Origin of the sequence: Pseudarthrobacter chlorophenolicus A6 (assembly GCF_000022025.1) — a bacterium.
Lineage (GTDB): Bacteria > Actinomycetota > Actinomycetes > Actinomycetales > Micrococcaceae > Arthrobacter > Arthrobacter chlorophenolicus.
Map to the genome: position 1 here is coordinate 1,587,502 of NC_011886.1, position 26,397 is coordinate 1,613,898.

Below are 26,397 nucleotides of genomic sequence, written 5' to 3' on the forward strand. Positions count from 1 at the left end.
CGTGGACTTTGGTGTTGAGCACCTCCAGCTGACCACCCTCATCCTCATTGTCCTGGCCGGCTTCGGTGCCGGCTGGGTCGATGCGGTGGTGGGCGGGGGAGGGCTGATCCAATTGCCCGCCCTGCTGCTGGTCCCGGGCATCACGCCGGTGCAGGCGCTGGCAACCAACAAACTGGGGTCGATTTTCGGGACAACCACCAGTGCCGTCACCTATTACCGCAGGGTGGGGCCGGACCTGAAGACGGCGCTGCCCATGGCGGTGATTGCCCTCGCGGGGAGCTTCGGCGGCGCGATCCTGGCGGCGAACCTGCCCGCCAGCGTCTTCAAGCCGATCATCGTCGCCGCGCTGGTCGCCGTCGCGCTGTTCACTGCCCTCAAGCCCAACGTCGGGGACATCACGGCGCTGCGGCACGACGGCCACAAGCACTACGTGGTGGCTTGCCTGATCGGTGCGGTCATCGGCTTTTACGATGGCCTGATCGGTCCGGGCACCGGATCATTCCTGGTCATCGCACTGGTATCGGCCATGGGCTACGCCTTCCTGGAGGCCAGCGCCAAGGCCAAGATCGTGAATATGGCAACCAACGCCGGCGCCCTCATGTTCTTCCTCCCGCACGGCTCGATCCTGTGGGGGCTCGGGCTGCTGCTGGGCGTTGCCAACATGGCCGGCGGCTACCTTGGCGCCCGGACAGCGGTCAGGCAGGGAAGCCGGTTCGTCAGGGTGGTTTTCCTGGTGGTGGTGGCCGCCCTGATCGTTAAACTCGGGTTTGACGTGTGGCAGGAAAACTTCGCCTGACCGGACCTGCCCCGGCATGGTCCGGACCCCGTGGTGGCACCCTCCCCGCTGCCCCGGACAGCGCGTAGCATGCTGGTATGTCACATGGCGACGACGCCTACAGGCCGGCCCTCGAATCTGCCGCGAGGCATGCCTCGGCCTGGCTGAAAAGCCTTGCGGACCGGAGCGTGGGCCCTGCCGTCCAGGCGCACGACCTCACGGACGTGTTTGGCGGACCAATTCCGGATCACGGTCTGCCTGCGGACGACGTTGTGGACTTTCTGGCACGCGCTGCCGAACCAGGACTCATGGCAATGCCCTCCGGCCGCTTCTTTGGCTGGGTCATCGGAGGAAGCCTGCCCGCGGCATTGGCCACGGACTGGCTGGTCAGTGCCTGGGACCAGAATGCCGGGCTGCGCTACGCCACCCCGGCCATGGCTGCCATTGAGGAAGCCGCCGGGGCGTGGCTCCTGGACCTGCTCGGATTGCCGGCAGGTTCCGACGTCGGCTTCGTGACAGGTGCCACGATGGCCAACTTCACCGGAATGGCTGCCGGCCGGTGGCGCCTCCTTACGGACGCCGGCTGGGACCTGGACCGCGACGGCCTGGCCGGGGCTCCGCGGATCCGTTGCTTCGTGGGCCGTGAGCGGCACGACACCGTGGACCTGGGACTGCGGTACCTGGGGCTGGGACAACCTGCAATCGTTGAGGCCGACAGCCAGGGGCGGATGATTCCTGCCGCCCTGGATGCCGCACTGGGGGCTGGCGGCGGCCCGGCGCTCGTGTGCCTGCAGGCAGGGAACCTCCACTCGGGTGCCTTCGACCCCTTCACTGAAGCCATCAGGGTGGCCAGGAAACACGGCGCCTGGGTGCACGTTGACGGTGCCTTCGGGCTGTGGGCCGCGGCGTCGCCCGAACTCCGGCACCTGACGGACGGATTCGACGCCGCCGATTCGTGGGGGACTGATGCCCACAAAACCCTGAACGTCCCCTACGACTGCGGCATCGCCATAGTCCGTGACGCGCCAGCCCTGCGTGCAGCCATGGGACTGCATGCGAGCTATCTGGTGCACGACGCCGAAGGCCCGGGTGACCCGTTCGAAAAGGTCCCCGAGTTCTCCCGGCGGGCCCGGGGCGTCCCGGTGTGGGCAGCGCTGAGGAGTCTTGGCAGGAACGGCGTTGCCGCACAGGTTAACGGGCTTGCAGGCGCAGCTGCACGGATCGCCGCCGGACTGGGCAGCATCGACGGGGTCGAAATACTCAACGACGTCCAGTACACGCAGGTCAGCCTGTCATTCGGCGACGACGACACCACCCGGGCCGTGACCGCCCGCATCATCGCGGACGGCAGGGTGTGGATGTCCGGCTCCCGGTGGCGGGACCGGGACATCCTTCGCGTCTCCGTCAGCAACTGGCGCACCGGCGCCGAGGACGTTGAAACGGCAGTGGACGCTGTCAGGTCCGCCCTCGGGGCCGTGCGGGCGCACTAGCGGCTTGCCTGCAACCCGGTGGCGGAACCGGCCCGTCAGGGGAGTGCTCCGGACCCACTGCCATGCCCCGGTTCAGGAAGCGAACGGGCCGGCGGCAACCCGGGCAGCGTCCGTCCCGCCAGCGTACTGGCCACCCAGAGGGACCTGGCAAGATCGCCCCGATGGCGGGGGTTGCTGCATACCCGAGGGCATTCGCCACCTCCCGGGCCACCGCCCACTGCCGTGCCACCTCCGGGTCAAGACCTGCAGCGGCACTGAAGTCCGCACAACGGCGCCGCAGCGCCGCCTCCGGACCGTCCGCCGCCAGGTCGCCAAGCCGGTTCCACAGCAGCGGCGCCACGGCGAACTCGGCCTCGCCGATCAGCGGCTGGGGGTCGATCGCAACGTACCGCCCGGCCGGTTCTGTGTTTCCGTCCCGCCCGGTGCCAGGACGGGCCAGGATGTTCAGGAAGTGCAGGTCCGCGTGGACCAGGACGTCGTGGGCGGAGCGGCGGCCTACAGCGCCGCGGGTCTGGCAGACCTCAAGGGCAGCCTCGAGCAGCCACCGCGGAAACGGCCGGCCCAACTGGTTCCAGTCCGCGGGAAATTCATCGCTCCATTGCTCGGCGCGGGCCGCGATGTGTTCGAAGGAGCTCCACTCCGGCCGGGCATCGGGGACCAGGCTGAGCTGCCGGACCAGGCCGCCCCACACTGCTGCCGCCTCGTCCAGTGGCACGTCGGCGAGGGAATCGTCCGCCTCCAGCCGTTCCAGGAGCATGGAGCACGTTGGACCGTCCTGCTCCAGCAGGCCCACGGCGCCGCGGCCGGCCCACAGCGCCAGGGCGTGGGGCTCGCCGAGGGCCTCGTCATGGGGGTAAGCCACCTTGAGGGCGGCCCGTGTGCCGTCCTCCGTCAGTACGGGCACCACCACTGCCCCATGGCCGCTCCAGGGCAGGGCTCCCGGCAGGAGGGCAGGCGCCAGGTTCCACTGTTCCATCCGGCCGGCGACCAGGCCCGGCAGTGAAGCGAGCCAGGCCCGCCCGGAACGGCTGCGCCGGTACCGTGCATCGAGTCCGGGCGGGATGGGCACGCTCGTTGCTGGAGTCATCGGCATCAGCCTAGTGGCTGCAGGACCGGGCTATTCGGCGGCCGGCAGTGCGGGCAACCCGGCGGTGTCCAAGACCATGCCCGGAACCGGGCCCGGGTCGGCGCCCCAATGGACGGTCCGGGTAACAGCAGCTTCAAGCATCGAAAGGGCCCACGTCCGGTCCGCACCCCCGGTCAAGGCAACCAGGTCGCCGTAGACGGGCAAAGCAGCTGCTTCGAGCGTGCCCAGCCCGGTGGCCGGGGCGCCGAGGAAATCCGGGTCCAGGGCGTATCCCGGCGGTTGCGGCAGGGCCGCCTGGCAGGCCAGCCGGAGCCGGATTTCGGTTTCTTCCGCGGCGGCCCGGTGCTGCTGGAGGAATTCCGACGCCGGCCCGGCCTCTTCCGCGGCCAGGCGCGGCATGGCTGCCTGGTAGCCGTAGGCCGCCTGCTGCTCGGCCTGCAGGACGGCCGTAAGCGCGGCCCCGGCAGTCCCTGCATCAACAGTTCCGGCGGCAGGCTTTCCGGCAGGGCTCTCCGCGGGAAGGCTTCCGCCCGCGGGCGCCGCTCCGCCCGTTGTGGAGCCCAGGGGCGCGGTGGTGGCGTCAGGTGCCGCAAATGGGCAGTCCGCCGAGAACGGGGTGGGGGCGGAGCCGGCCTGCGGGCCGGAACCTGCGGCCGCGGCCGCCTGGTCCGGGGCAGCCCCCTTGACTGCGCCAGGCTCGCCGGCGTCCGCGGCCAGTTGCCGGGCTGCCAGCAGCTGTGCGGTCCCGGCGCCCGCGAGCAGGCGCGCCATCCCGCCGTCGGCCTCCTGCGCATCCTTGAGCCGGCGGGAACCGCTGGCGGCCAGGGCCTTGGCGAGCTCCACGGCGGTGGCCGTGGCAGCAGGCGCCGGTGGCGCCGGCGCAGATGGTGAGGGAGTCTCGGCCGGGCCGGGCGACGCGGACGGGCGGGCAGATGGTGAAGCCGGCGACCCGGCAGGCAGGAAGGCGCGGGCCTGAAGAGTCAGCAACGTCACAAGGGCTTGCCCGGAACGTCCTGTAGCGGTGTCAGCGGCCACCGCGCCGGCAAGGTCCAACCCTGCTGCCCGCAGCTCGAGGGCGTCTTCCAGGGCGGCGGCGCGGGCCTGTTCGGTAAACGTCGGCGCGGCCGGAGCGGGCTGCTCGCCCGGAATTACGGCAAATCCGAGGCTGAGGACCAGCACGGCTGCCAGCAGGAAGACGACGTACCGGACGTAGCGCATCCGCGGATTTCTTTCCTGGCTGACGTCTTTCACAACAGACCATGGTGTCACGGCGGAGGGGGATCCGCGTGCACCACTGGACCGCTAAAATGGCTACGCTAGTACACACCACATTATCTATAAGGGAGGCGGCCGGCATCGTGAGCAATGCAGAAGCCCAGGCTTCATCAGACCACACCGCACCGGGGAAGGCTGATACCGCGCCGGCCCACAACCCGGAAGCCGACCGGCTCCGGGCCCTCCTTGAACCGTCCGTACTGGCCAACCGGCTGTACCTCGAGGACGTAGTAATCAACGTTGCCGGCTCCCACCGGGTGGTCCACGTGGTGGTGGACCTGCCGCAGGAGGAAACCGGCGGTGTAAGCCTCGATGTCATCGCTGACATCTCGAAGGTACTCTCGGACGCCCTGGACAACGATCCCGGCGCCGACACCCGCCCGTACGACCTCGAAGTCTCTTCGCCCGGCGTCGGCCGTCCCCTGACCGAACCCCGCCACTGGCACCGCGCCAAAGGCCGGATTGCCACAGTCAAGGTCATCCAGGGTGAGAACGTCACCGGACGCATCCAGTCGGTGGATGACGGGGGAGTCACCCTGGTACCCGAAATCGCCGTCAAGAAGGGCATGAAGCCCAAGCAGGGCGATCCCGTAAAACTTCCTTTCGACAGGATCCGTACCGGAAAAGTCGAGATCGAATTCAGCCACCTTTCGGAAGATGGCCTGGAACCAGAACACAATGGACCTTCCGAGGAGGCCTGATGGATATTGACATGAGCGCACTGAGACTTTTGGAGCGTGAGCGTGAAATTCCGCTGGACCTCCTGATTCCCACCATCGAGCAGGCGCTGCTGGTGGCCTATCACAAGTCGCCCGGAGCCTTCGAGAAAGCCCGTGCCGAGCTTGACCGCAAGAGCGGCCACGTGACCATCTGGGCTGTCGAAATTGACGACGACGGCGCCCCGATCGGCGAATTCGAAGACACGCCCGCGGGCTTCGGCCGCATCGCTGCCAGCACCGCCCGCCAGATCATCCTGCAGCGCCTGCGCGACGTTGAGGATGACAACGTGCTGGGCGAGTTCAAGGGCCGCGAAGGCGAACTGGTGTCCGGCACCATCCAGCAGGGCAACAACCCGCACATGATCCAGGTGAACCTCGGTTCGCTGGAAGCGCTGCTGCCGCCGCCCGAGCAGGTGCCGGGGGAGAAGTACATCCACGGCAACAGGCTCCGTGCCCTCGTCATCGACGTCCACCGCGGCACCAAGGGTCCGTCCGTCACGCTGTCCCGCTCCCACCCGGGCCTGGTCCGCAAGCTGTTCGAACTGGAGGTCCCGGAAATTGCGGACCACTCAGTGGAGATCGTGGCGCTGGCCCGCGAAGCAGGGCACCGGACCAAGATCGCGGTGAAGGCCAACGCATCCGGCATCAACGCCAAGGGTGCCTGCATCGGTGAGATGGGTTCCCGCGTCCGCGCCGTCATGACGGAGCTCAACGACGAAAAGATCGACATCGTGGACTTCAGCGAGAACCCGGCGACGTTCATCGCCAGCGCCCTCTCGCCGTCGCGCGTGAATTCCGTCACCATCACCGACGAAGCAACCCGCTCCGCGCGGGTGGTGGTCCCCGACTACCAGCTCTCCCTGGCGATCGGCAAGGAAGGCCAGAACGCCCGCCTCGCCGCCAAGCTGACCGGTTGGCGTATCGACATCGTTTCCGACGCCGCCGCGCCGAAGGAAAACTGAAGCACTTTCAGCGCCCCGTCCCAGGTGGCCTGCCACACGGTGGCAGGCCACGGGTTCGGGCAGAACGGCCCGAAGGGGCTAGAATAGATAGGTCCGCGCCTAACGGCCGGCAGCAGTGCGCCTTCGCGTGCCCGTTCCGCAACTGCGGCACAGGGGTTGCGGGGGCCAGCAGATATGAACGTCAGGACGATCACCGTGGCAGCAACACCTACCAGCGGAAATCGGCCGGAACGTACCTGCATCGGCTGCCGGAAGAAGGGTCCGCAGACTGAGTTACTCCGGCTCGTCGCCGGGGGCAGCGGATCATCCGCTGTCCTGGTGGATGGACGACGCCGGATGGCTGGCCGGGGTGCATGGCTGCATCCCAGCGAATCGTGCCTTGCCCTGGCGCTCAAACGGCGGGCATTCGGACGGGCCCTGCGGGGCGCAACCGAAACCGCCGACGTCGAACGCCGGATCAAGCCAGGCCCGACCGCCGCAGTCGCCCCGGTGGCTGCAGCACCAACCGTCCAACCTGAAAGCGGGTCAGAAGTCTGATGGAAACCCGATGAGTTCCCAGCGATGAGTGCGTAACGATGACAACTTTGTTGCGCTCTGCAATGGGCCCTTCCGCACCAACCGCGGCCAGGGTCCGCAGTAAGAAGTAGACGGTTCGTACCTGGCTCGGTGCGGACCGAGACAGGAGAAATGTGGCCAAGGTCCGCGTACATGAGCTCGCCAAAGAGCTCGGTATCACTTCCAAAGATGCAGTAACAAAACTGCAGGAACTGGGCGAATTCGTTCGCTCCGCCTCTTCTACCATTGAGGCCCCCGTCGTGCGGAAGCTCCGTAACGCCTTCCCCGACGCCGCCAACAAGGCTGCGGCACCCGCCGCCCCCAAGGCACCCGCCCCCGCGGCAGAATCACGCCCGGCAGCTCCGGCTCCCGGCCCCGCCGCGCCCAAGGCTCCGGCCCCCAAGGTCGAGGCACCAGCTCCGGCAGCTCCGGCAGCTTCCGCTCCGGCGGCACCCCAGGCGTCGTCTGCGGCACCCGCGGCTCCGTCCACCGGCGCCAAGCCCGGTGCCCGTCCCGGCCCCAAGGCTGAGACCCCCGCCCCGGCACCCCGCCAGGGCGGCTCCTCGCAGGGTTCCTCGGCACCCCGTCCCGGCGGCCCCCGTCCGGGCAACAACCCGTTCGCTACCTCGCAGGGCATGCCCCGCGGCCGTGGCGGCGACGGCGACCGTGCACCCCGTCCGGGCAACAACCCGTTTGCAACTTCCCAGGGCATGCCCCGTCCGGGCCGCAGTGACGGCGAACGTCCCGGCGGTCCCCGCCCGGCGGCAGGTGCGGGTGGTCCCCGTCCCGGTGGTCCCCGTCCCGCTCCCGGTGCAGGCGGTCCCCGTCCCGCAGCAGGTGCCGGTGGCCCCCGTCCCGGCGCTCCGCGTCCCGGTGGTCCCCGTCCCACTCCCGGCATGATGCCCAACCGCACTGAGCGTCCCGCACCTGCCGGTGCAGGGCGTCCGGGCGGCGGCGGCCGCGGTCCGGGACGTCCCGGCGCGCCCGGCACCGGTGGTCCCGGTGGCGGCGGCGGTGCTCCCGCCGGCGGTGGCTTTGGCAAGGGCGGCCGCGGTCGCGGCGGTACCCAGGGTGCCTTCGGTAAGGGCGGCGCAGGCCGTGGCAAGCAGCGCAAGTCGAAGCGCGCAAAGCGCCAGGAACTTGAGCAGATGAGCGCACCGTCGCTGGGTGGCGTTAGCGTACCCCGCGGCGATGGCAACACTGTGATCCGCCTGCGCCGTGGCTCGTCCATCACGGACTTCGCCGACAAGATCGAGGCGAACCCCGCCGCACTGGTGACCGTACTGTTCCACCTCGGTGAAATGGCTACCGCCACGCAGTCGCTGGACGAAGACACCTTCGCGCTCCTCGGCGAGGAGCTGGGCTACAAGCTCCAGGTCGTTTCCCCCGAGGACGAAGAGCGTGAACTGCTCTCCACGTTCGATATCGACGTCGAGGCCGAACTTGAGGCCGAAGGCGACGAGGAACTCGAACCGCGTGCTCCGGTGGTAACCGTCATGGGCCACGTTGACCACGGTAAGACCCGGCTCCTGGACGCCATCCGCAACTCGGATGTCGTGGCCGGCGAACACGGCGGCATCACCCAGCACATCGGTGCCTACCAGATCAGCCACGAACACGAAGGCGTCGAGCGCGACATCACCTTCATCGATACCCCGGGCCACGAGGCGTTCACCGCCATGCGTGCCCGTGGTGCGAAGGTCACCGACATCGCCATCCTCGTGGTGGCCGCCGATGACGGTGTCATGCCGCAGACCGTTGAAGCACTCAACCACGCCCAGGCGGCCAACGTGCCGATCGTCGTGGCAGTGAACAAGATCGACAAGGAAGGCGCCAACCCTGACAAGGTCAAGGGCCAGCTGACCGAGTACGGCCTGGTTCCCGAAGAATACGGTGGCGACACCATGTTCGTAGAGGTCTCTGCCCGCCAGAACCTCAACATCAACGAACTGATCGACGCCGTGCTGCTGACCGCAGACGCCGCGCTGGACCTCCGGGCCAACCCGGACAAGGCCGCCCGCGGTATCGCGATCGAAGCAAACCTGGACAAGGGCCGCGGTGCCGTTGCCACCGTCCTGGTGCAGTCCGGAACGCTGGCAGTCGGCGACACGATCGTGGCAGGCACGGCCCACGGCCGCGTCCGCGCCATGTTCGACGAAGACGGCCAGGCACTCGACGTGGCACTGCCGTCCCGCCCCGTCCAGGTCCTCGGCCTGTCCAACGTGCCGCGCGCCGGTGACACCTTCCTGGTGACCTCCGACGAGCGGACCGCCCGCCAGATCGCCGAAAAGCGTGAAGCAGCTGACCGTAACGCCCAGCTCGCCAAGCGCCGCAAGCGCATCAGCCTTGAAGACTTCGACCAGGCAGTGGCCGACGGCAAGATCGACACCCTCAACCTCATCCTCAAGGGTGACGTGTCCGGTGCCGTGGAAGCCCTCGAAGACGCCCTGCTCAAGATCGACGTCGGCGAAGGCGTGCAGCTGCGCGTCATCCACCGTGGTGTGGGTGCCATCACGCAGAACGACGTCAACCTGGCAACAGTGGACAGCGCCGTCATCATCGGCTTCAACGTCAAGCCCGCCGAGCGGGTTGCCGACCTGGCAGACCGCGAAGGCGTCGACATGCGCTTCTACTCCGTCATCTACGCAGCCATCGATGACATCGAAGCAGCGCTCAAGGGCATGCTCAAGCCGGAATACGAAGAATTCCAGCTGGGCACGGCCGAGGTTCGCGAAGTCTTCCGTTCTTCCAAGTTCGGAAACATCGCAGGCTCGATCGTCCGCTCCGGCATCATCCGCCGCAACACCAAGGCACGGATCAGCCGCGACGGCAAGATCATCGGCGACAACCTCACCATCGAGACGCTCAAGCGCTTCAAGGACGACGCCACCGAGGTCCGCACGGACTTCGAATGTGGTATCGGTCTTGGCTCGTACAACGACATCACCGAAGGTGACATCATCGAGACGTTCGAGATGCGCGAGAAGCCGCGCGTCTAGGCTGTTCCTGAACCAGTGGCTGGGCGCCTCCGAATTTGGGGCGCCCGCCCCTACGCTGGGCGGCTTGGGATCTTCGATCCCGAGCCGCCCAGCTCCGGTAGGCCCGATGCCACTCCCGGGCGCCCCCAAACTCTCCGGCATCGTCGTTGGCCCGCCTTTAGTGCGTGGCAGATAACTGAAACGTCCGATCGCAGCCGCCGTGCCGCCGTCGTGCGTCCCAAATTTTTCAGGAGGTTGTAATGGCTGATCCGGCACGTGCTGCCAAGTTGGCGCAGCGGATTAAGGTTGTTGTTGCTGAGGCTCTTGGCCGGAAGGTCAAGGATCCGCGGCTTGAGGGTGTCACCGTGACTGATGCCCGCGTGACCAACGACCTGCAGCACGCCACCGTGTACTACACGGTCTTCGGCGACGAGACCGCCCACGCCGACGCTGCCAAGGGCCTGGAGAAGGCCAAAGGCGTCCTGCGGCAGGAAGTCGGCCGCAACATCACCGTCCGGCTGACGCCGACCCTGGAGTTTGTCGCCGACCAGATCCCTGTGGTGGCTTCCAACCTGGAGGAACTGCTGCGGGAAGCCAGGAAGCGCGACGCCGAGGTGGCCGCCCTGGCTGCCACCGCCAAGCACGCAGGGGAGGCCGATCCCTACAAGAGCGATGCTCCCGAGGACGTTGACATTGACGAAGACGACTTCGACGAAGAGGACATTGACCTCGCCGGCGACGATGACATCGATGAAGACGCCAACAAGGACGCGGACAGCAGCAAGTAACGCCTGACCGCAGCCGCAGGCCCGGACTGACAACCACCGTCAGTCCGGGCCTGCTGCGCTTTCAAAAGATGGCCTGCTGCCTGCTTAGCGGATACTGGCCTTGATGAGCTTGCCGGTCGCCGGCGGAGGGCCGGCAGGGGGTTCAGGCCCCAACATTGCCGGCAGTACATCCGTGGTGGCGTACAGCGTCCGCCCTTGGATCTCCACATCTGCCGGCTGGTTGACCGCGAGGAACTCGGTGCGGTGCCCCTTGCCTGCATGGAACTTCAGGATTTGGTTGCCGAACAGCGACGCGGCATATACGTCTCCGTTGTCCGCCACAGCCAGGCCCGTGGGGCTCAGGATGTAGTCAACCCAGACCTTCGTCCTGCCGTTCCACGGGTTGATCCGGAAAATCGCACCCCGGTCACCAAGGGCCGGGCTCTCCGGGCCGCCCGGAAGCGAAGACACGTACAGCCAGCCGTCCGGGCCGATTTCCACGTCTGTGGGAACAGGTTCGAAGGCGTATTCGTGTCCCGCGACGCAGGCGGGCACGCCGAGGCCGCCCTCCGCCTCCGGACGGGCAGCAGCTTCAGGAATGACGGTTGGCCGCGGCGGCAGGACGGCCAAGGTGGAAATCTCGCCGGACCGCAGGTTGACCGTGAGGATGGCGTTCATTCCGGCGTCAGCCACGTAGGCGGTATTGCCCTGGACAGCCAGTGCGTAGGGGTGGGAGTCGACGGTGCCCGTGTAGCGGGCAGGAGCAGGCGACTCCTTGGGCCACTGTTGCAGGCATGCGTCGCTGACGTCGTCACCGAAGCCGTACTCCTGGTTGCCGTCAGGGTTCTCTTCCCGCTCGTAGTCGGCGAAGTTGGCGATGGTCCTGACATCCCCGTTCGGGCTGATGGCCTCCAGGTAGCCCTCGAGGTTCTCCGGCTTGCCCAGCCCGGCACCGGTGCTTTCCAGGAAGAACGTTGTGGCACCGCGGGTGTCCACCCCTGCCACGTCCCACCCTGGCTTGGGACTGGTGTAGACATCGTCGACGGTGCCGCCCCGGTTGACCCGGCTCAGCTTGCCGGCAAAGTCCTGGCTGACGTAAATCGATTTCGCTGTCCCGAGGGCCAGGTGCAAGGGCGTGGCCAAGCCGGTGGCAACTTCGTCCGGTTTGACGTCGTCACCGCCCTTGTCCGATGCTGTCGACGGGCTGGCTGGGGCAAACGCCACTACAGCCGCCACGAAACCAATAATGGTGATCTTCTTATTCATTGTGGGTACTCCGGGTGCGTGCCCTTTGCGGGCCGGATAGGAAGCCTCCCAAGAGGCAAAAAATGCGGACCCCCGCGGGCAAGGATATGCCTGCAGCGCCATGATGTCATCGGTACTTTCCCCCTAAAACGGACCCCATTTTCATCGCCTTACGGCCGGCCGCATGGCTAGGATCGAGCTATGACCACGGCGCCTGAGCAGAACAGCCCTTCCCGCTACCTTCAGCAGGCCGTGGGCCTGGCAACGGACAACGTGGACCGCGGCGGCGGCCCGTTCGGCGCTGTGGTGGTGACCGCCGACGGGCGGGTCTTCGAAGGCGTCAACCGCGTCACCCTCGACAACGACCCCACCGCCCACGCCGAAGTAGTGGCCATCCGGGCTGCAGCTGCGGGAACGGCGAACTTCAACCTGCAGGGCGCGGTCCTCTACGCGAGCTGCGAGCCTTGCCCGCTGTGCCTCGCCTCGGCGCTCTGGGCCCGGATCGACCGCGTTTATTTCGCAGCAGACCGCCACGGTGCTGCCGCTGCCGGATTCGACGACGCGCTGTTCTATGAGTACTTCGACGGTTCACGCACGGACCTCATGCCTGTCACCCGTGGTGACCTCCCGGCGTCGGACGCCCCCTTCAAGGCGTGGGGCGCCAACACGGAACGGACGGAGTACTGACGTGGAAACCACACTCATGGCCTGTCCCGCGTGCGGCAAGACCAACAGGATTCCGGCACAGGCTGCGGGCAGGCCCCGTTGCGGCAACTGCAAGGCCGGGCTGCCATGGATCGTGGACGCGGGAGACGCCGATTTTGGCCGCGTCGCCGAAGAGTCCCCGGTACCCGTGCTCGTGGACTTCTGGGCCGCTTGGTGCGGCCCGTGCCGCATGGTCAGCCCGGTACTGGACAAGCTGGCGCGGGAGCGGCCGGGCGCGATCAAGCTCGTCAAGGTGGACGTGGACAAGTCGCCGGCGCTGTCCCGCAGGTTCGACGTCCAGGCCATCCCCACGCTGATGGTGCTGGTGGACGGCAAGGTGGCCGCGCGACAGGCCGGCGCCGCTCCTGCCGATGCGCTGCGGTCCTGGCTGGATAAGGCCCTGTCCGGAGCCGGCCGCTAACGGGCCTGCAAGCCGCCACCCGAACGCGCCGGGAGCCTTGACAGGCCATCCAGCAGGTCCTGCTGCCTGCCGCAGAGGGCAATCCGCACCCAGCCTTCGCCGATGGAACCGAACGCCGTGCCGGGAGCCAGCGCAACGCCGGAATCGGCCAGGAAGCGGCGCACCCACTGCCGGACGTCCCCGCCGCTGGCGTGGGACATGTCTGCCCACAGGTAGAACGCACCCTGGGCCTGCAGGTAGGGGATGTTCTTGCCGTCGAGGACTGCGGAGGCGGCGTCCCGATTGGACCGGTAATGCCGGTGGGCGTGCTCCACGTAGTCCTGCGGCCCGGTCAAGGCCGCCAGCGCCGCGTATTGGGAAGGTGCGGCGACGCAGGACACGATCGATTCCATGACGTTGTCCATCTGCTGCTGCAGCCCCGGGGGGCAGATGAGCGCTCCGATCCGCAGCCCCGTCAGGCCGTACGTCTTGGACAGTGTCAGGGAGGTGAAGACGCGCGCCTCATCCGGTGTACCGCCGTCGTACCGGGCCGGACTGACGTGCTGCACATCGTAGGTGAACGCCTCGTAGCATTCGTCTGAAATGACCCACAGATCGTGCCGGCGGGCAAGCTCCATCAGTTCCCGGACCGAGCCCTCACTGAGGACGGCGCCGAGCGGGTTGGAGGGGGAGTTCAGCACCAGCACCCGGGTCCTGGCCGTGATCAGGGCCTCGATGTCCGCCGTACGCGGCTGGAAGCCGTGGTCCGGGTACAGCGGGTAGCCAACGGGTTCGGCGCCCAGCAGCCGGCTGGTCATCGCAAAGGTGGGGTAGCCGGGATTCGGTATCAGGATCCCGTCACCGGGGGACAGCAGCAGGCTCATGGCAAAGTGCAGGCCCTGCTGGGCCCCGGAGACCACGTAGACCCTGTCGGCGCCCACGTCGACGCCCTGTTCTTCGCGGAACCTCGCTGCGAACGCCTCCCTGAGGGCGGGAAGCCCGGCGTTCGGCGTGTAGTTCGTCTCGTCCCGGTCCAGGCAGGCCATCCCGGCGTCCAGGACGTGGCGGGGGAGTGCGAAGCCGGGCTCGCCGATGCTGAGTACCAGTGCACCGGGGGTGCGCCACGCAGCCTCGGTGATCTCGCGGATCTGGTTGACGGGCACGTCGCGGACATGGGCGGCAAGCTCAGGCATGCCAGCCATCCTAGCGCTGCCACCGGGCAGGGACGGGCGTGCGCTGTGCCCCCAACCAGCGCCGATATACTGGTAGGCGTGCTTTCTGGACTGGTGATAGTGGACAAGCCGCAGGGATGGACCAGCCATGATGTGGTTGGCCGGATGCGGCGCATCGCGGGGACCCGGAAAGTGGGCCACGCCGGCACGCTTGATCCCATGGCCACGGGCGTACTGGTGGTCGGCATCAACAAAGCCACCCGCCTGCTCACCTATATCGTGGGAACGTCCAAGACCTACACGGCCACCATCCGCCTGGGCCAGTCCACAGTGACGGACGACGCCGAAGGGGACGTTATTGCCTCGGCCGGCACGTCCGCGGTGGCAGAGCAGGCCATCCACGACGGCGTCGCGGCGCTCACCGGCGGCATCGAGCAGGTGCCCAGCAGCGTCAGCGCCATCAAGGTCAACGGCGAACGCGCCTACGCCCGGGTGCGCTCCGGTGAGGATGTGAAGCTCGCCGCCAGGCCCGTCACCATCCACAGGTTCGAAGTGCACGCCATCCGCCGCGACGCCGGGGCCGACGTGATCGATATCGATGTAACCGTCGAGTGCTCCTCGGGTACCTACATCCGCGCCCTCGCCCGCGACCTGGGCAACGGCCTTGGCGTGGGGGGACACCTCACGGCCCTCCGCCGGACCCACGTTGGCCCGTACTCCCTGGAGCAGGCCCGCACGCTGGAACAGCTCGCCGAAGAGCTGGACGTGCTGGAAATGTCCCAGGCCGCCCGGGCGCTTATGCCCAACCGCGAGTTGAGCGCCGAGGAAACCACTGAAATTTCCTATGGCCGCCGGATTGCGGCCGGGGCGGCCCCGGGAAGCCCTGGTGCCGCCACCGCCGACCACCCCGCAGCCGCCTTCGCTCCCGACGGGAGCCTGGTGGCACTGCTGGCGGACAGCGGGAACTACGCCAAGCCGGTCCTGGTGTTCGCTCCAGGCAACGGCAACACCGCTGCGGCCGGCGGGGAGGCCTGAGTGGACGCGTATTTCTACATCATCCTGGCCATTGGACTCCTCTCCACCATCATCTGCCTGGCCGCGGGCATCATGAAGAAGGCGCCCAACGACGCCACCATCCTGTCCGTCGCGGCAGTGGAGGTGGCCCTGGTGGTCTACCTGGTGGGGTCGATCATCAGGGTCATCGCCGGCGAACCCATTGCCGGGGAAGCCTGGGAGTTCTGGGGTTACCTGGTAACTGCCATGCTGCTGCCCCCGGCCGCCGTCTACTGGTCCATCCTGGAACGGACCCGATGGAGCAACTTCGTCCTTGCCGCCGTCGGCGTGACCGCCCTGGTGATGGCCGCCCGAATGAACCAGATCTGGTACTGAAGTGGAAGAAGCACGCAACGTGAATGACCAGCACCCACAGTCCGCCGACGCTTCGCTGGGAGACCAGGGCGGCACGAACACGGCGCGCACCGGCGCCAAGGGCAACACCCGCAATACCGGTCCGGGCCGGCTGCTGATTGCCGTGTACGCCGTCTTCGCCATCTCCGCCACCGCCCGCGCCGGCTACCAGATCCTTACCAAGTTTTCCGATGCCCCTGTGGCCTACCTGCTGTCCGCCTTCGCAGCGCTGGTGTACGCCGTGGCCACGGTGTCGCTGGCCAAGGCGGGGAGCACCTGGTTCAAGGTCTCCGTGGCGGCAGTCCTGGTGGAGCTGGTGGGCGTTGTGGTGGTGGGTTCCCTCAGCATCTTCGATTCCGTGGCGTTCCCGCATGAAACCGTCTGGTCCCTGTTTGGCCGCGGCTACGGGTTCATCCCGCTGATCCTCCCGGTCCTTGGCCTGGTATGGCTCTACCGGCGCCGGCCCTCGCTGGGAAAAGCGGACCGGTGAATGCGGGTAACCTTGAAGAGTTCCGCGGCCGGGATGGCCGCGGATCATTGATGCTGCAGGCAGTTTAAGGCGAGGTTGATGGTCTACATCTGGCACGATCCGTCCGAGGTCCCGGCGGACTTTGGCCCATCCGTTGTCACCTTTGGCAACTTCGACGGCGTTCACCGCGGGCACCAGCAGGTTCTGTCCCAACTGATCCGTTCCGCCAGGCTGACGCACTCCAAAGCCGTAGCCGTCACGTTCGATCCGCACCCGGCCGTCATCCACCGCCCGGAGAGCGCCCCCCGCCTGATCATGGGCCTGGAGGACAAACTCGAAGCCCTCGGCGAGCTGGGCCTGGACGCCATCCTGGTGGTTAAATATTCACTCGACCTCGCCAGCCTTACGGCAGAGGAATTCGTGGAGCAGTACCTGGTGGACTGCCTGCACGCCAGCCACGTGGTCATTGGCCATGATGCCCGGTTCGGCCGCGGCAACTCCGGGGACCTGGAAACCATGAAGGCACTGGGCGGGAAGTTCGGCTTCGAAGTCCAGGTCATCAGCGAGTTCGGCTCCGAGGGTTACCCGCTGCATGACGACGACGGCACGGACCGCCGCTGCTCCTCCACCTGGGTGCGCGAAGCACTGCAGGAAGGCGACGTTGCCACGGCGGCGGAGGTGCTGGGCAGGGCGCACCGGATGCGCGGCGAAGTAGTCCACGGCGCAGCCCGCGGCCGCGCCCTCGGGTTCCCCACGGCGAACCTGGCCAGCGACTCCACCGGCCTGATTCCGGCAGACGGCATCTACGCCGGCTGGCTCGTGGACGAGGCCGGAAAACGCTGGCCGGCGGCCATTTCCGTTGGCTCCAACCCCACGTTCGACGGCGTCAGCCGGCAGGTGGAAGCCCATGTCATCGACCGGCCCCGGGAAGCCGTGGAGGACTTCGATCTGTACGGCCAGACAGTGATCGTGGAATTCGTGGCGCGCCTGCGCGGCATGGTGGCCTACCGTGGTCCCGAAGCCCTGGTGGACCAGATGAAACTGGACGTGGTGCAGGCGCACCAGCTGCTCGCACGGCACTAGGACCACCCAGGAAGCACGCGAAAGGCTGTACGTGTCCGTCGAGAAGAACACCCGCAAGCTGGACAAGGGAATCGTCCGCGACTTCAGCTCCCGGATGAGTTACGGCTCGTACCTTCAGCTGCCCACGCTGCTGAGTGCCCAACAGCCGGTCAGCGAGCCCGAGCACCACGATGAGCTGCTGTTCATCATCCAGCACCAGACCACCGAGCTGTGGCTGAAGCTGGTGCTGCATGAGCTGCGCAGTGCCGCGGCGTGGCTGCGGACGGACGACCTCGGTTCGGCACTGAAGGGCATCGCCCGCGTCAAGCACATCCAGAAGACCCTCACCGAGCAGTGGTCCGTCCTCGCCACGCTCACGCCCACCGAGTACTCGCAGTTCCGCGGGTTCCTGGGGAACTCCTCGGGGTTCCAGTCGGCCCAGTACCGTGCCGTGGAGTTCGTGCTCGGCAACAAGAACCGCAAGATGCTCCCGGTCTTCGAATCCGACCCCGAAGCGCACGCCATGCTGGAGGAAGTGCTCACGGCTCCCAGCATCTACGACGAATTCCTGGCCTACCTCGCCCGCCAGGGCTTCGAGGTGCCCGAAGCCGTCCTGAACCGCGACGTTACCCGCGCCCACGAATTCACGCCCGGACTGGTTCCACTGTTCAAGTACATCTACGAGCATGCGGCAGAGAACTGGGGCGCCTACGAGGCCTGCGAAGAGCTCGTGGACCTGGAAGACAATTTCCAGCTCTGGCGCTTCCGCCACCTGCGCACGGTGCAGCGCACCATCGGGATGAAAACGGGCACCGGCGGCTCGAGCGGGGTGGCGTTCCTGCAGAAAGCCCTGGAACTGACGTTCTTCCCGGAACTATTCGCCGTCAGGACGGAGATCGGACAATGAGCATCCACCAGCAAGGCGCCGGGCCTGCAGCGGTTCCGGCGGACGAGGAACTCCGGCAGCGCGCCGCCGACCTCGACCGGGAAGATCCGCTGGCGCACTACCGGGAGCTCTTCATCGGAACGGACACGCCGCTGTCCTACCTGGACGGAAACTCGCTGGGCAGGCCGCTGAAGCGCACGTCCGCGGACATCGCCGCCTTCATCAGCGACGAATGGGGCGGCCGCCTGATCCGTGGCTGGGACGAGAAGTGGCTGAACCTGCCGCAGGCCACTGGCGACCAGCTGGGCCGGGCGGTCCTCGGCGCGGCCCCGGGCCAGACCATCATTGCCGACTCCACCACCGTGGTCCTTTACAAACTGATCCGGGCCGCCCTGGCAGCTGTCCACGACCCGGACCGGAACGAGCTCGTCCTCGATACCGGTAACTTTCCCACCGACAGGTACCTGGTGGAGGGCATCGCCCTCGAAGAGGGCCTCACGCTGCGCTGGATCGAAACGGATCCCGCAGCGGGGGTGACCGTTGAGCAGGTGCGCCAGGCCACCGGGCCGCGCACCGCCGTCGTACTCCTCAGCCAGATCGCCTACCGCTCAGGGCACCTCGCGGACCTCCCGGCGATCACCAAAGCAGTGCACGACGCCGGGGCGCTGGTGGTGTGGGATCTTTGCCATTCCGCGGGGTCGGTGGAGATCGGCCTGGACAGTGCCGGCGTGGACTTCGCCGCCGGCTGCACATACAAGTACCTCAACGGCGGTCCGGGATCGCCGGCCTTCGCCTACGTGAACGCCCGGCACCTGCCATCACTGAACCAGCCCATCTGGGGATGGATGGGCCGCAAGGATGCCTTCGAGATGGCGGCCGGGTATGAGCCTGCGCCGGGCATCCGCGGCTTCCTGAGCGGAACGCCGGCCGTCTTCGGCATGCTGGCCATGCGGGGCACCCTCGACCTCATCGAGGAAGCGTCGATGGGAGCCATCCGGGCCAAGTCGGAAAAACTCACGGCGTTCGCCGTCGAAATCTTCGAGGCCCTGCTGGCGCCGCTTGGTGCCGAACTGGCGTCGCCCCGCGATCCGGCGGAACGCGGCAGCCACATCACCGTGGACCATGCTGACTTCACCAAGGCCACCGTTGAGGCCCTGTGGGACGGGGACGTGATACCGGATTTCCGGTCGCCCAGCGGGCTCCGGGTGGGGCTGTCCCCGCTCAGCACCAGTTTCGCGGAAGTCCTGCACGGCATGGCTGCCATCAGGGACAGGCTCGCGGCCTGACCCGGTTTCCGGCGCCGTGCCGCCGCCGGGCCGCCGCCGGCCCTGTTTCGACAACATTGGGCAGCGACCGGTAAACTGGACGATGGATCCGGCTGCAGTCCGTGGCGGCTGGTTCCTGCTGTGTACGGCTGCACCCGGTTTTCACCGGGCTGGCCGCAGCGGCAGACCCGGCAGTGAATTACTGACCTGGGCCCTCACGGCACATCCCAAGGAGTTATTGTGGCACTTGACGCCGCTGTAAAGCAGTCCATCATCAAGGAATACGCAACCGGCGAAGGCGACACCGGTTCGCCCGAGGTCCAGGTTGCAGTCCTGACCCAGCGGATCAAGGATCTGACTGAGCACATGAAGGAGCACAAGCACGACTACCACACCCAGCGCGGTCTGCTGGCCATGGTTGGTCGCCGCAAGCGCATGCTGAGCTACCTCAAGAAGACTGACATTGCACGCTACCGTGCGCTCATCGAGCGCCTCGGCCTGCGCCGCTAGTCGGACTTTCGGGCGGCCCTGTCCCATTCGGGCCCGGGCCGCCCTGCTTCACCTAAAAAACTAAACAGGAGGATCAACCGCATCACGCATTCGCGGTCCTCGGTAGTGATCCCCGGGAACGGCAGCATCGAATCGCTGCCCCGGCCCGTGGGTCTCGATCGACGACCGGGTGCAGGGCCAGTCGACATATGCTGGCCTGGGTTGATGCGGCTGGACTTCCGTAAAACAGAAACGGAGGTGACTCTCTATGGAGGGTCCCGAAATCCAGTTCTCAGAAGCCGTCATTGACAATGGCCGCTTCGGCAAGCGTGTAATCCGCTTCGAAACCGGCCGCCTCGCCAAGCAGGCCGCCGGCGCAGCCATGGTGTACATCGACGAAGACACCGCGCTGCTCTCCGCCACCACCGCAGGCAAGCACCCGCGCGAAGGCTTCGACTTCTTCCCCCTGACGGTTGACGTCGAAGAGCGCATGTACGCTGCCGGCCGTATCCCGGGCTCGTTCTTCCGCCGCGAAGGCCGCCCGTCCACCGAAGCCATCCTGGCTTGCCGCCTCATGGACCGCCCGCTGCGTCCGGCCTTCGTCAAGGGCCTGCGCAACGAAGTCCAGATCGTGGTGACCGTCCTGGCCATCAACCCCGACGAGCTCTACGACGTGGTGGCCATCAACGCCTCCTCCATGTCCACCCAGCTCTCCGGCCTGCCCTTCTCCGGCCCCATCGGCGGCGTCCGCGTTGCCCTGGTCGCCGACGAGAACGGCTCGCAGTGGGTTGCCTTCCCCAAGCACTCCCAGCTCGAGAACTCCGTGTTCAACATGGTTGTTGCCGGCCGTGTCGCCGGTGACGACGTTGCCATCATGATGGTGGAAGCCGAAGCCACGGACAACTCCTGGAACCTCATCAAGGAGCAGGGCGCCACCGCCCCCACCGAAGAGGTTGTTTCCGAAGGCCTCGAGGCCGCCAAGCCGTTCATCAAGGCACTGTGCGACGCCCAGGCAGACCTTGCTGCCCGCGCAGCAAAGCCGACCGTTGAGTTCCCGGTCTTCCTGGACTACCAGGACGACGTCTACGCCGCTGTTGAAGCCGCTGCCGCCGACAAGCTGGCCGCCGTCTTCCAGATCGCTGACAAGCAGGAGCGCGACACCGCTTCGGACGCGCTCAAGGACGAAGTCACTTCTTCCCTGGCCGGCCAGTTCGAAGGACGCGAGAAGGAGCTGTCCGCAGCGTTCCGCTCGGTCACCAAGCACGTTGTGCGCCAGCGCATCCTCAAGGACCAGATCCGCATCGACGGCCGTGGCCTGACGGACATCCGCCAGCTCACCGCCGAGGTTGAGGTTCTGCCCCGCGTCCACGGTTCGGCCATCTTCGAGCGCGGCGAAACCCAGATCATGGGTGTCACCACGCTGAACATGCTGAAGATGGAGCAGCAGATCGACTCGCTGTCGCCGGTAACGCGCAAGCGCTACATGCACAACTACAACTTCCCGCCGTACTCCACCGGTGAGACCGGCCGCGTTGGTTCGCCCAAGCGCCGCGAAATCGGCCACGGTGCCCTGGCAGAGCGCGCCCTCGTGCCCGTCCTGCCGTCCCGCGAGGAATTCCCCTACGCCATCCGCCAGGTATCCGAGGCACTCGGTTCCAACGGTTCGACGTCGATGGGTTCCGTCTGCGCCTCCACCCTGTCCATGCTGAACGCCGGTGTGCCGCTGAAGGCAGCCGTTGCCGGTATCGCCATGGGCCTGGTTTCCGACCAGGTTGACGGCCAGACCCGCTACGCCGCGCTGACCGACATCCTCGGCGCCGAAGATGCTTTCGGCGACATGGACTTCAAGGTTGCCGGTACCTCCGAGTTCGTCACGGCCATCCAGCTGGACACCAAGCTCGACGGCATCCCCGCCTCGGTCCTGGCTGCAGCCCTGAAGCAGGCCCGCGAAGCCCGCCTGCACATCCTCGAGGTCATCAACTCGGCCATCGACACCCCGGACGAGCTCTCCGAGTTCGCACCGCGCGTCATCGCCGTGAAGATCCCCGTGGACAAGATCGGCGAGGTCATCGGCCCCAAGGGCAAGATGATCAACCAGATCCAGGAAGACACCGGCGCCGACATCTCCATCGAGGACGACGGCACCGTCTACATTGGCGCCACCAACGGTCCGTCTGCCGACGCAGCACGCTCCGCCATCAACGCCATCGCGAACCCGCAGGTTCCGGAAATCGGCGAGCGTTACCTGGGTACGGTCGTCAAGACCACCACCTTCGGTGCCTTCGTGTCGCTGACTCCGGGCAAGGACGGCCTCCTGCACATCTCCGAGCTCCGCAAGCTGGCCAACGGCAAGCGCGTGGACAACGTTGATGACGTTGTTTCCGTGGGCCAGAAGGTCCAGGTGGAAATCACCAAGATCGACGACCGCGGAAAGCTCTCGCTCTCCCCGGTTGTGGCCGAGGAAGAAGGCGCTGAAGGCGCCGAACGCGCCCACGCCACGGAGCCTGCTGAAGGCGCCGAGATCTAATCGTTCCCTGACAGGAACACCAGTAAGAAACGGCGGGGCCGGTGGGATGATCCACCGGCCCCGCCGCTGTTACGATGACAGCCAGATCCGGCTGCACCACCTGAAAGGCCTCAATGACTGTTGTACCCCTGCCCCTTGAGCAGAACCACCTCGGCGACACCCTGGTCCATGGCTCCGACGGCGGCTCCGAAGTCCGCCGGTCCGTGCTGCCCGGTGGCGTGCGGGTTCTGACCGAAGCGATGCCCGGCCAAAGGTCGGCCACCATCGGTTTCTGGGTAGGCGTGGGGTCCCGCGACGAGGCCCACGGACAGCACGGCTCCACCCATTTCCTGGAGCACCTGCTCTTCAAGGGCACCAAACGGCGCACCGCGCTGGAGATCGCTTCGGCCTTTGACGAGGTGGGCGGTGAATCCAATGCAGCGACGGCAAAGGAAAGCACCTGCTACTTCGCCCGCGTCCTGGACACGGACCTGCCCATGGCCATCGATGTCATTGCCGACATGATCACCGGTGCCGTCCTCGACCCAGACGAGATGGAGCAGGAACGGGACGTCATCCTTGAGGAAATCGCCATGGACAGCGACGACCCCACGGATGTAGCCCATGAGCACTTCGTCGCTTCGGTTCTTGGCAGCCACCCCCTGGGCCGCCCCATCGGCGGAACCCCGGACGCCATCCGCGCCGTAGCCCGTGACTCTGTCTGGGAGCACTACCAGCGCTACTACCGGCCCGACGAACTGGTCATCACCGCTGCCGGCGGGCTGGAGCACGACGTCGTGTGCGGCCTCGTGGTGGATGCCCTTGAGGCTGCAGGCTGGTCGCTTGAGACGAATGCGTCGCCGGTTGATCGCCGGCCCACCGAGCGTGCCCTGATCACGGGAACCGCCGGACTCCAGGTGGTAAAGCGTGCCGTTGAGCAGGCGAACATCATCATGGGCTGCCCCACGATTGTTGCCACGGATGAGCGCCGTTACGTCATGAGTGTCCTCAACGCTGTCCTCGGCGGAGGAATGTCCTCACGGCTGTTCCAGGAGATCAGGGAAAAGCGCGGCCTCGTGTACTCCACCTACTCCTTCGCGTCTTCCTACGCTGATGCCGGCTACTTCGGCATGTATGCAGGCTGCACGCCCTCCAAGGTGCGGCAGGTCCTTGAACTGCTGGGCATCGAGTTGGACAAGCTCGCCGAAGACGGCATCTCGGAGGATGAACTCCGCAAGGCCGTGGGGCAGCTCTGCGGCGGGATTGTGCTGGCCCTGGAGGACACCGGCTCCCGGATGTCACGCCTGGGCCGGGCAGAACTGGTGTCCGGTGAGTACCAGGACATCGACGAGACCCTGCGGCTGATCAAGTCCGTTACCGCTGAACAGGTACAGGAACTGGCCGCCGAACTGGCTGCCGCGCCCCGGACCGTCACCGTGGTGGGACCTTTCGACGAAACCGAGACCTTCGGGCTCTGAGCAACGGACAACCGAAGCCCGGGTACCGGGGGAGGCTGCCGAGCGCCCAGCGGTAATGGTCCAGGGGAGCGTTGGGACTACTCGCGGGGCGCAGGCTGCAGGACTACGATGAGGCCATCCGACGTTGCCGTGCTGGTGAGGAGTGGAAGGCGTGACCGTACTCCGGCTGGGCCATGATGGCGTCCCGGAGGCGCCGCGACCTGGTGTTCCTGCCGGTATTCATCCGGCGCTGGCGGGCCTCCTCGGCGCCTGGCGGGGGAGTACCGAGCTGGCCGCCGGGCCCTGGGGGCCGCAGCGGACGGTGGATGCCGAGGTGGCCTACCGGCGGGCAGCCGGGGGATTTGCGGTGGTCCAGAGCTACCGGCATGTGGAGGCCAACGGTTCGCACTTTGAGGGTCACGGAGTATTCACCCTGGATCCCGACCACCATGATGTGTTCTGGTACTACGTCGACAGCACCGGTGGGCCTCCCGGCAGTCCGTCCCGGTGCACGTGGCATGACGGCGTGCTCCGGGTGGAGCGGCGCTCAGCGACGGGCTGGACGCGGCACAGCATCATGCTCACTGGGGCCTCTGGCTCAGTGCCACAGAGCGAGGTGCTCGTGCACATCACGGAACTTCGGACGGGGGGAAAGCCCGACGCCGTCGACGAATCGAATGCTGGCGCAAACGGCAAACGCCCGGCCTTTACCCCGTTCATGACGTCCACCTTCCGACGGGTTGTGACCGCTGGCTGAAGATCACGCCGAGGCGCCATCAACCCCGTTCCCCAGGCGCGAGTCCGCTGGTGGGCAGGGATCCCTACCGGGCTTGGACTCCTAACAGGTTTGGAGACCTAAGGGGTCTTGGGCGGCGTGAGGGCTGTTGCGTAGAAGTCTCTCCACACGGGGTCATCGGGATAGGACTCGGCTACGGGCTCGTCGATCGGTGGCTCGTAGTCGTCGGGTGGGTCGGCGAGGACGTATACGGGGCATACGGGCAGGCCCGCGAGGATCTGTTCCTCCAGGGAGTCCCGGCTCTCAGGTCCCCATTTGATGGTCGCACTGCCAGGCTTCATAGCCGTCCCCTGGGGCAAACCCTGCTGGCGCGGGGAATCAAGACCTCGCCTGTTTAGTCCGGGTGGCCAGTGTGGTGGTTGCCATCCGGGTTGTTGGGCCGGGTAGTGGCGGCCTGTGGGTGAGGTCCAGCCGGGTGGTCCGGTTGGGGTGGCGGGTGTGGGGGTCCAGCCGCTGTTGTGTTTGAGGCGGTGGTGTCTCGGGCAGAGTTGTGCCAGGTTGCTCACCCCGGTTGTCCCGTCGTGCTGCCAGGCGGTGAGGTGGTCGGTGTCGTTGTCGGTGCTGGGGTTGCTGCAACCGGGGAACGTGCAGTGTCCATCGCGCATCCTGATCCAGCGCTTCATGGCCTCGGGGAGCCGGTAGCTGGTCCGTCCAATCTCGAGCGGTGCCCCGTCGCGGGGGTCGACCAGGACCCGGTATAACGAGGTCGCCCCGTCGGCGACGAGCTTCCGGGCCATGGCGGCAGGGATGGGTCCGTGCCCGTCGAGATCGGCGGGTTCGTCCGTCTGACCCGTCAGGGTGAAGATCGGCACGGTGACGAGGACGATGGCCTTCGGTGCTGGGATTGTGCTGAGGTCAACGGCGTAGGGGCCGGTGCCGGCGTTACTGTCACGTTCGCTGCCGCCGGCAACCCCGTGGGCGGCGGCTACGTTGCCGGGCCCGTGCCGTCGCCGGACCGGCCCGTAGCATCGCCGCCATCCTGGGCGCCGAGCAGGAGCGCGGAGGCGACGTCGGGCCGGAGCTGGGTGAGGGTGCGGGTCTCGCCGGGTCCCTGCAGGCCGCGGGCGAGCGCTGTCGTTTTGTTCCAGACGGCGCAGGCGGTGTCCCCGGGCAGGATCAGGGTAATCGATGCCATCCCGTCGGCGTCGGGGCGGTATTCCATCCGCCGGTTGGCCACACAGGCCACGTGGCGTTCCTGGAAGGAACCGGGGTAGGTGCGTTCGCGCCAGCTCCGTACTTTGCGTCGGAACAGGTGCGGGACGAGGTGGCCGGGAGCTGAACCGCGGGCCAGGTTGGGGGCGTCGGGGTCGAAGAAGTGCGCCACCAGCGCCGCAGTACGTTCCTGGTCAAGGCAGTCGGTTTCGTCGGCGACGATGACCGCGTGCCGCCAGGACATCGCCCCATCGGCCAGCGCGGTCAACACCGGTGGTATCGCGCAGACTGTCCGGGACTGGCTGATGAATGCTGAAGCGGCGCCCGGGCTGAGCGTCAGGACCCCGGCGACCTCCGCCGTCGTGGACATCTCCACAAACGCCCGCTCCAACCCTGTGGCCTCCGACGGTGTCATTGCCTCCTGGAACTCAGCGAAATCAGCGGCGTCCCGGGCCTTACCCGCCGCGACCTGGGCTTCAAGACGGCTCCAGAACGCCAGCCGCTGCAGCCGAAGCTCCGACTTCCGCTCCAACACATCAACGTCCGTCGGAACCGTGGGGCCAGCAGCGCGCGCATCATCAGGAGTAGCCATGGCGGCAGAGCCGACTACGCGGTCCAGCTCGGAGTCCTCCCGGAACAGCGCGTCAAGCCCGGCTACAGAAGCTCGAACAGCCTCCATCGCCACACTCTGACTCGCCGCTTTTCCCATAACAACATCATCCAGCGAGGGTCTGACATTGGGTGCGTCGGGCCAAAACGGCACTCGTGCACAAGCCCA

At 66.9% G+C, this 26,397-nt stretch carries 22 protein-coding genes and 2 pseudogenes; 19 read left to right on the forward strand and 5 right to left on the reverse strand.

Annotation, left to right across the window (positions count from 1 at the left end):
• The first annotated feature begins 1 nt into the window (after position 1).
• Positions 2-796 carry a sulfite exporter TauE/SafE family protein gene (locus ACHL_RS07145; RefSeq protein ID WP_015936633.1) on the forward strand — a complete coding sequence of 265 codons (795 nt, stop codon included), beginning with the start codon at positions 2-4 and terminating at the stop codon, positions 794-796.
• A 77-nt stretch (positions 797-873) separates the two neighbouring features.
• Complete coding sequence (locus tag ACHL_RS07150; protein WP_015936634.1) at positions 874-2,265, forward strand: pyridoxal phosphate-dependent decarboxylase family protein; 1,392 nt, start codon at positions 874-876, stop codon at positions 2,263-2,265.
• A 35-nt stretch (positions 2,266-2,300) separates the two neighbouring features.
• Here the strand turns inward: ACHL_RS07150 and ACHL_RS07155 are convergent.
• Together ACHL_RS07155 and ACHL_RS07160 are read right to left on the reverse strand one after the other, a co-directional pair.
• A pseudogene (locus tag ACHL_RS07155) lies at positions 2,301-3,352 on the reverse strand (aminoglycoside phosphotransferase family protein).
• Positions 3,353-3,382: 30 nt separating this feature from the next.
• The gene (locus tag ACHL_RS07160) at positions 3,383-4,603 is read right to left on the reverse strand and encodes a DUF4439 domain-containing protein (RefSeq protein ID WP_244266526.1); all 1,221 of its coding nucleotides are present in this window, start codon (positions 4,601-4,603) and stop codon (positions 3,383-3,385) included.
• 107 nt (positions 4,604-4,710) lie between these two features.
• Here ACHL_RS07160 and ACHL_RS07165 point away from each other — a divergent pair, with 107 nt between their 5' ends.
• The 5 genes from ACHL_RS07165 to rbfA all read left to right on the forward strand — a co-directional run bounded on the left by ACHL_RS07165 (position 4,711) and on the right by rbfA (position 10,629).
• Positions 4,711-5,328 (forward strand): ribosome maturation factor RimP, encoded by a 618-nt coding sequence (locus ACHL_RS07165; RefSeq protein ID WP_043793861.1) that lies wholly within the window; start codon positions 4,711-4,713, stop codon positions 5,326-5,328.
• Positions 5,328-6,308 (forward strand): transcription termination factor NusA, encoded by a 981-nt coding sequence (gene nusA, locus ACHL_RS07170; RefSeq protein WP_015936638.1) that lies wholly within the window; start codon positions 5,328-5,330, stop codon positions 6,306-6,308. The genes ACHL_RS07165 and nusA overlap by 1 nt, the downstream gene beginning before the upstream one ends.
• A gap of 174 nt (positions 6,309-6,482) precedes the next feature.
• Positions 6,483-6,845 (forward strand): YlxR family protein, encoded by a 363-nt coding sequence (locus ACHL_RS07175; RefSeq protein WP_043793862.1) that lies wholly within the window; start codon positions 6,483-6,485, stop codon positions 6,843-6,845.
• Positions 6,846-6,997: 152 nt separating this feature from the next.
• Positions 6,998-9,862 (forward strand): translation initiation factor IF-2, encoded by a 2,865-nt coding sequence (gene infB, locus ACHL_RS07180; RefSeq protein ID WP_015936639.1) that lies wholly within the window; start codon positions 6,998-7,000, stop codon positions 9,860-9,862.
• 239 nt (positions 9,863-10,101) lie between these two features.
• Positions 10,102-10,629, forward strand: coding sequence for a 30S ribosome-binding factor RbfA (rbfA, locus tag ACHL_RS07185; RefSeq protein ID WP_015936640.1), 528 nt, complete (start codon positions 10,102-10,104; stop codon positions 10,627-10,629).
• 84 nt (positions 10,630-10,713) lie between these two features.
• Here the strand turns inward: rbfA and ACHL_RS07190 are convergent, their stop codons facing one another.
• Positions 10,714-11,874 carry a ScyD/ScyE family protein gene (locus ACHL_RS07190; RefSeq protein WP_015936641.1) on the reverse strand — a complete coding sequence of 387 codons (1,161 nt, stop codon included), beginning with the start codon at positions 11,872-11,874 and terminating at the stop codon, positions 10,714-10,716.
• A gap of 180 nt (positions 11,875-12,054) precedes the next feature.
• On the opposite strand from ACHL_RS07190, the gene ACHL_RS07195 reads away from it, so the two are divergent.
• Positions 12,055-12,540: a nucleoside deaminase gene (locus tag ACHL_RS07195; protein ID WP_015936642.1), complete on the forward strand. Its 486-nt coding sequence runs from the start codon at positions 12,055-12,057 to the stop codon at positions 12,538-12,540.
• Positions 12,541-12,556: 16 nt separating this feature from the next.
• A complete protein-coding gene (gene trxA, locus ACHL_RS07200) occupies positions 12,557-12,979 on the forward strand; it encodes a thioredoxin (RefSeq protein ID WP_015936643.1) in 423 nt (140 codons plus the stop codon).
• Here the strand turns inward: trxA and ACHL_RS07205 are convergent.
• Entirely contained in the window at positions 12,976-14,151 is a 1,176-nt protein-coding gene (locus ACHL_RS07205; protein ID WP_015936644.1) for a pyridoxal phosphate-dependent aminotransferase, read from the reverse strand. The genes trxA and ACHL_RS07205 overlap by 4 nt on opposite strands.
• 78 nt (positions 14,152-14,229) lie before the next feature.
• Between ACHL_RS07205 and truB the strand changes: the two genes are divergently transcribed.
• The 10 genes from truB to ACHL_RS07255 all read left to right on the forward strand — a co-directional run bounded on the left by truB (position 14,230) and on the right by ACHL_RS07255 (position 24,428).
• Complete coding sequence (gene truB / locus ACHL_RS07210) at positions 14,230-15,165, forward strand: tRNA pseudouridine(55) synthase TruB (protein WP_081434797.1); 936 nt, start codon at positions 14,230-14,232, stop codon at positions 15,163-15,165.
• Complete coding sequence (locus ACHL_RS07215; protein WP_015936646.1) at positions 15,166-15,519, forward strand: hypothetical protein; 354 nt, start codon at positions 15,166-15,168, stop codon at positions 15,517-15,519.
• Positions 15,520-15,574: 55 nt separating this feature from the next.
• On the forward strand, positions 15,575-16,027 hold the full coding sequence (locus ACHL_RS07220; RefSeq protein ID WP_050767143.1) for a hypothetical protein: 453 nt from the start codon (positions 15,575-15,577) through the stop codon (positions 16,025-16,027).
• Positions 16,028-16,105: 78 nt separating this feature from the next.
• Entirely contained in the window at positions 16,106-17,089 is a 984-nt protein-coding gene (locus tag ACHL_RS07225) for a bifunctional riboflavin kinase/FAD synthetase (RefSeq protein ID WP_015936648.1), read from the forward strand.
• 31 nt (positions 17,090-17,120) lie between these two features.
• Positions 17,121-17,975 (forward strand): tryptophan 2,3-dioxygenase, encoded by an 855-nt coding sequence (gene kynA, locus ACHL_RS07230; RefSeq protein ID WP_015936649.1) that lies wholly within the window; start codon positions 17,121-17,123, stop codon positions 17,973-17,975.
• Positions 17,972-19,240, forward strand: a complete 1,269-nt coding sequence (locus ACHL_RS07235; RefSeq protein WP_015936650.1) for a kynureninase — start codon at positions 17,972-17,974, stop codon at positions 19,238-19,240. The genes kynA and ACHL_RS07235 overlap by 4 nt, the downstream gene beginning before the upstream one ends.
• Before the next feature lie 219 nt (positions 19,241-19,459).
• A complete protein-coding gene (gene rpsO, locus ACHL_RS07240) occupies positions 19,460-19,729 on the forward strand; it encodes a 30S ribosomal protein S15 (RefSeq protein WP_015936651.1) in 270 nt (89 codons plus the stop codon).
• 247 nt (positions 19,730-19,976) lie between these two features.
• Complete coding sequence (locus ACHL_RS07245) at positions 19,977-22,235, forward strand: polyribonucleotide nucleotidyltransferase (protein ID WP_015936652.1); 2,259 nt, start codon at positions 19,977-19,979, stop codon at positions 22,233-22,235.
• A gap of 113 nt (positions 22,236-22,348) precedes the next feature.
• Positions 22,349-23,692 (forward strand): M16 family metallopeptidase, encoded by a 1,344-nt coding sequence (locus ACHL_RS07250; protein WP_015936653.1) that lies wholly within the window; start codon positions 22,349-22,351, stop codon positions 23,690-23,692.
• Positions 23,693-23,843: 151 nt separating this feature from the next.
• Positions 23,844-24,428, forward strand: a complete 585-nt coding sequence (locus tag ACHL_RS07255) for a DUF1579 family protein (protein WP_015936654.1) — start codon at positions 23,844-23,846, stop codon at positions 24,426-24,428.
• Positions 24,429-24,526: 98 nt separating this feature from the next.
• Here ACHL_RS07255 and ACHL_RS24915 read toward each other — a convergent pair.
• A pseudogene (locus ACHL_RS24915) lies at positions 24,527-26,298 on the reverse strand (DUF222 domain-containing protein).
• Positions 26,299-26,397 lie beyond the last annotated feature (99 nt).

What these genes read in the sequence shown, in the direction of transcription:
- nusA (WP_015936638.1), top strand. Translation starts at nt 5,328, where the DNA reads ATGGATATTGACATGAGCGCACTGAGACTTTTGGAGCGTGAGCGTGAA.
- rbfA (WP_015936640.1), top strand. Translation starts at nt 10,102, where the DNA reads ATGGCTGATCCGGCACGTGCTGCCAAGTTGGCGCAGCGGATTAAGGTT.
- ACHL_RS07150 (WP_015936634.1), top strand. Translation starts at nt 874, where the DNA reads ATGTCACATGGCGACGACGCCTACAGGCCGGCCCTCGAATCTGCCGCG.
- ACHL_RS07175 (WP_043793862.1), top strand. Translation starts at nt 6,483, where the DNA reads ATGAACGTCAGGACGATCACCGTGGCAGCAACACCTACCAGCGGAAAT.
- ACHL_RS07250 (WP_015936653.1), top strand. Translation starts at nt 22,349, where the DNA reads ATGACTGTTGTACCCCTGCCCCTTGAGCAGAACCACCTCGGCGACACC.
- ACHL_RS07235 (WP_015936650.1), top strand. Translation starts at nt 17,972, where the DNA reads ATGAGCATCCACCAGCAAGGCGCCGGGCCTGCAGCGGTTCCGGCGGAC.
- ACHL_RS07195 (WP_015936642.1), top strand. Translation starts at nt 12,055, where the DNA reads ATGACCACGGCGCCTGAGCAGAACAGCCCTTCCCGCTACCTTCAGCAG.
- ACHL_RS07245 (WP_015936652.1), top strand. Translation starts at nt 19,977, where the DNA reads ATGGAGGGTCCCGAAATCCAGTTCTCAGAAGCCGTCATTGACAATGGC.
- trxA (WP_015936643.1), top strand. Translation starts at nt 12,557, where the DNA reads ATGGCCTGTCCCGCGTGCGGCAAGACCAACAGGATTCCGGCACAGGCT.
- ACHL_RS07225 (WP_015936648.1), top strand. Translation starts at nt 16,106, where the DNA reads ATGGTCTACATCTGGCACGATCCGTCCGAGGTCCCGGCGGACTTTGGC.
- ACHL_RS07205 (WP_015936644.1), bottom strand. Translation starts at nt 14,151, where the DNA reads ATGCCTGAGCTTGCCGCCCATGTCCGCGACGTGCCCGTCAACCAGATC.
- ACHL_RS07190 (WP_015936641.1), bottom strand. Translation starts at nt 11,874, where the DNA reads ATGAATAAGAAGATCACCATTATTGGTTTCGTGGCGGCTGTAGTGGCG.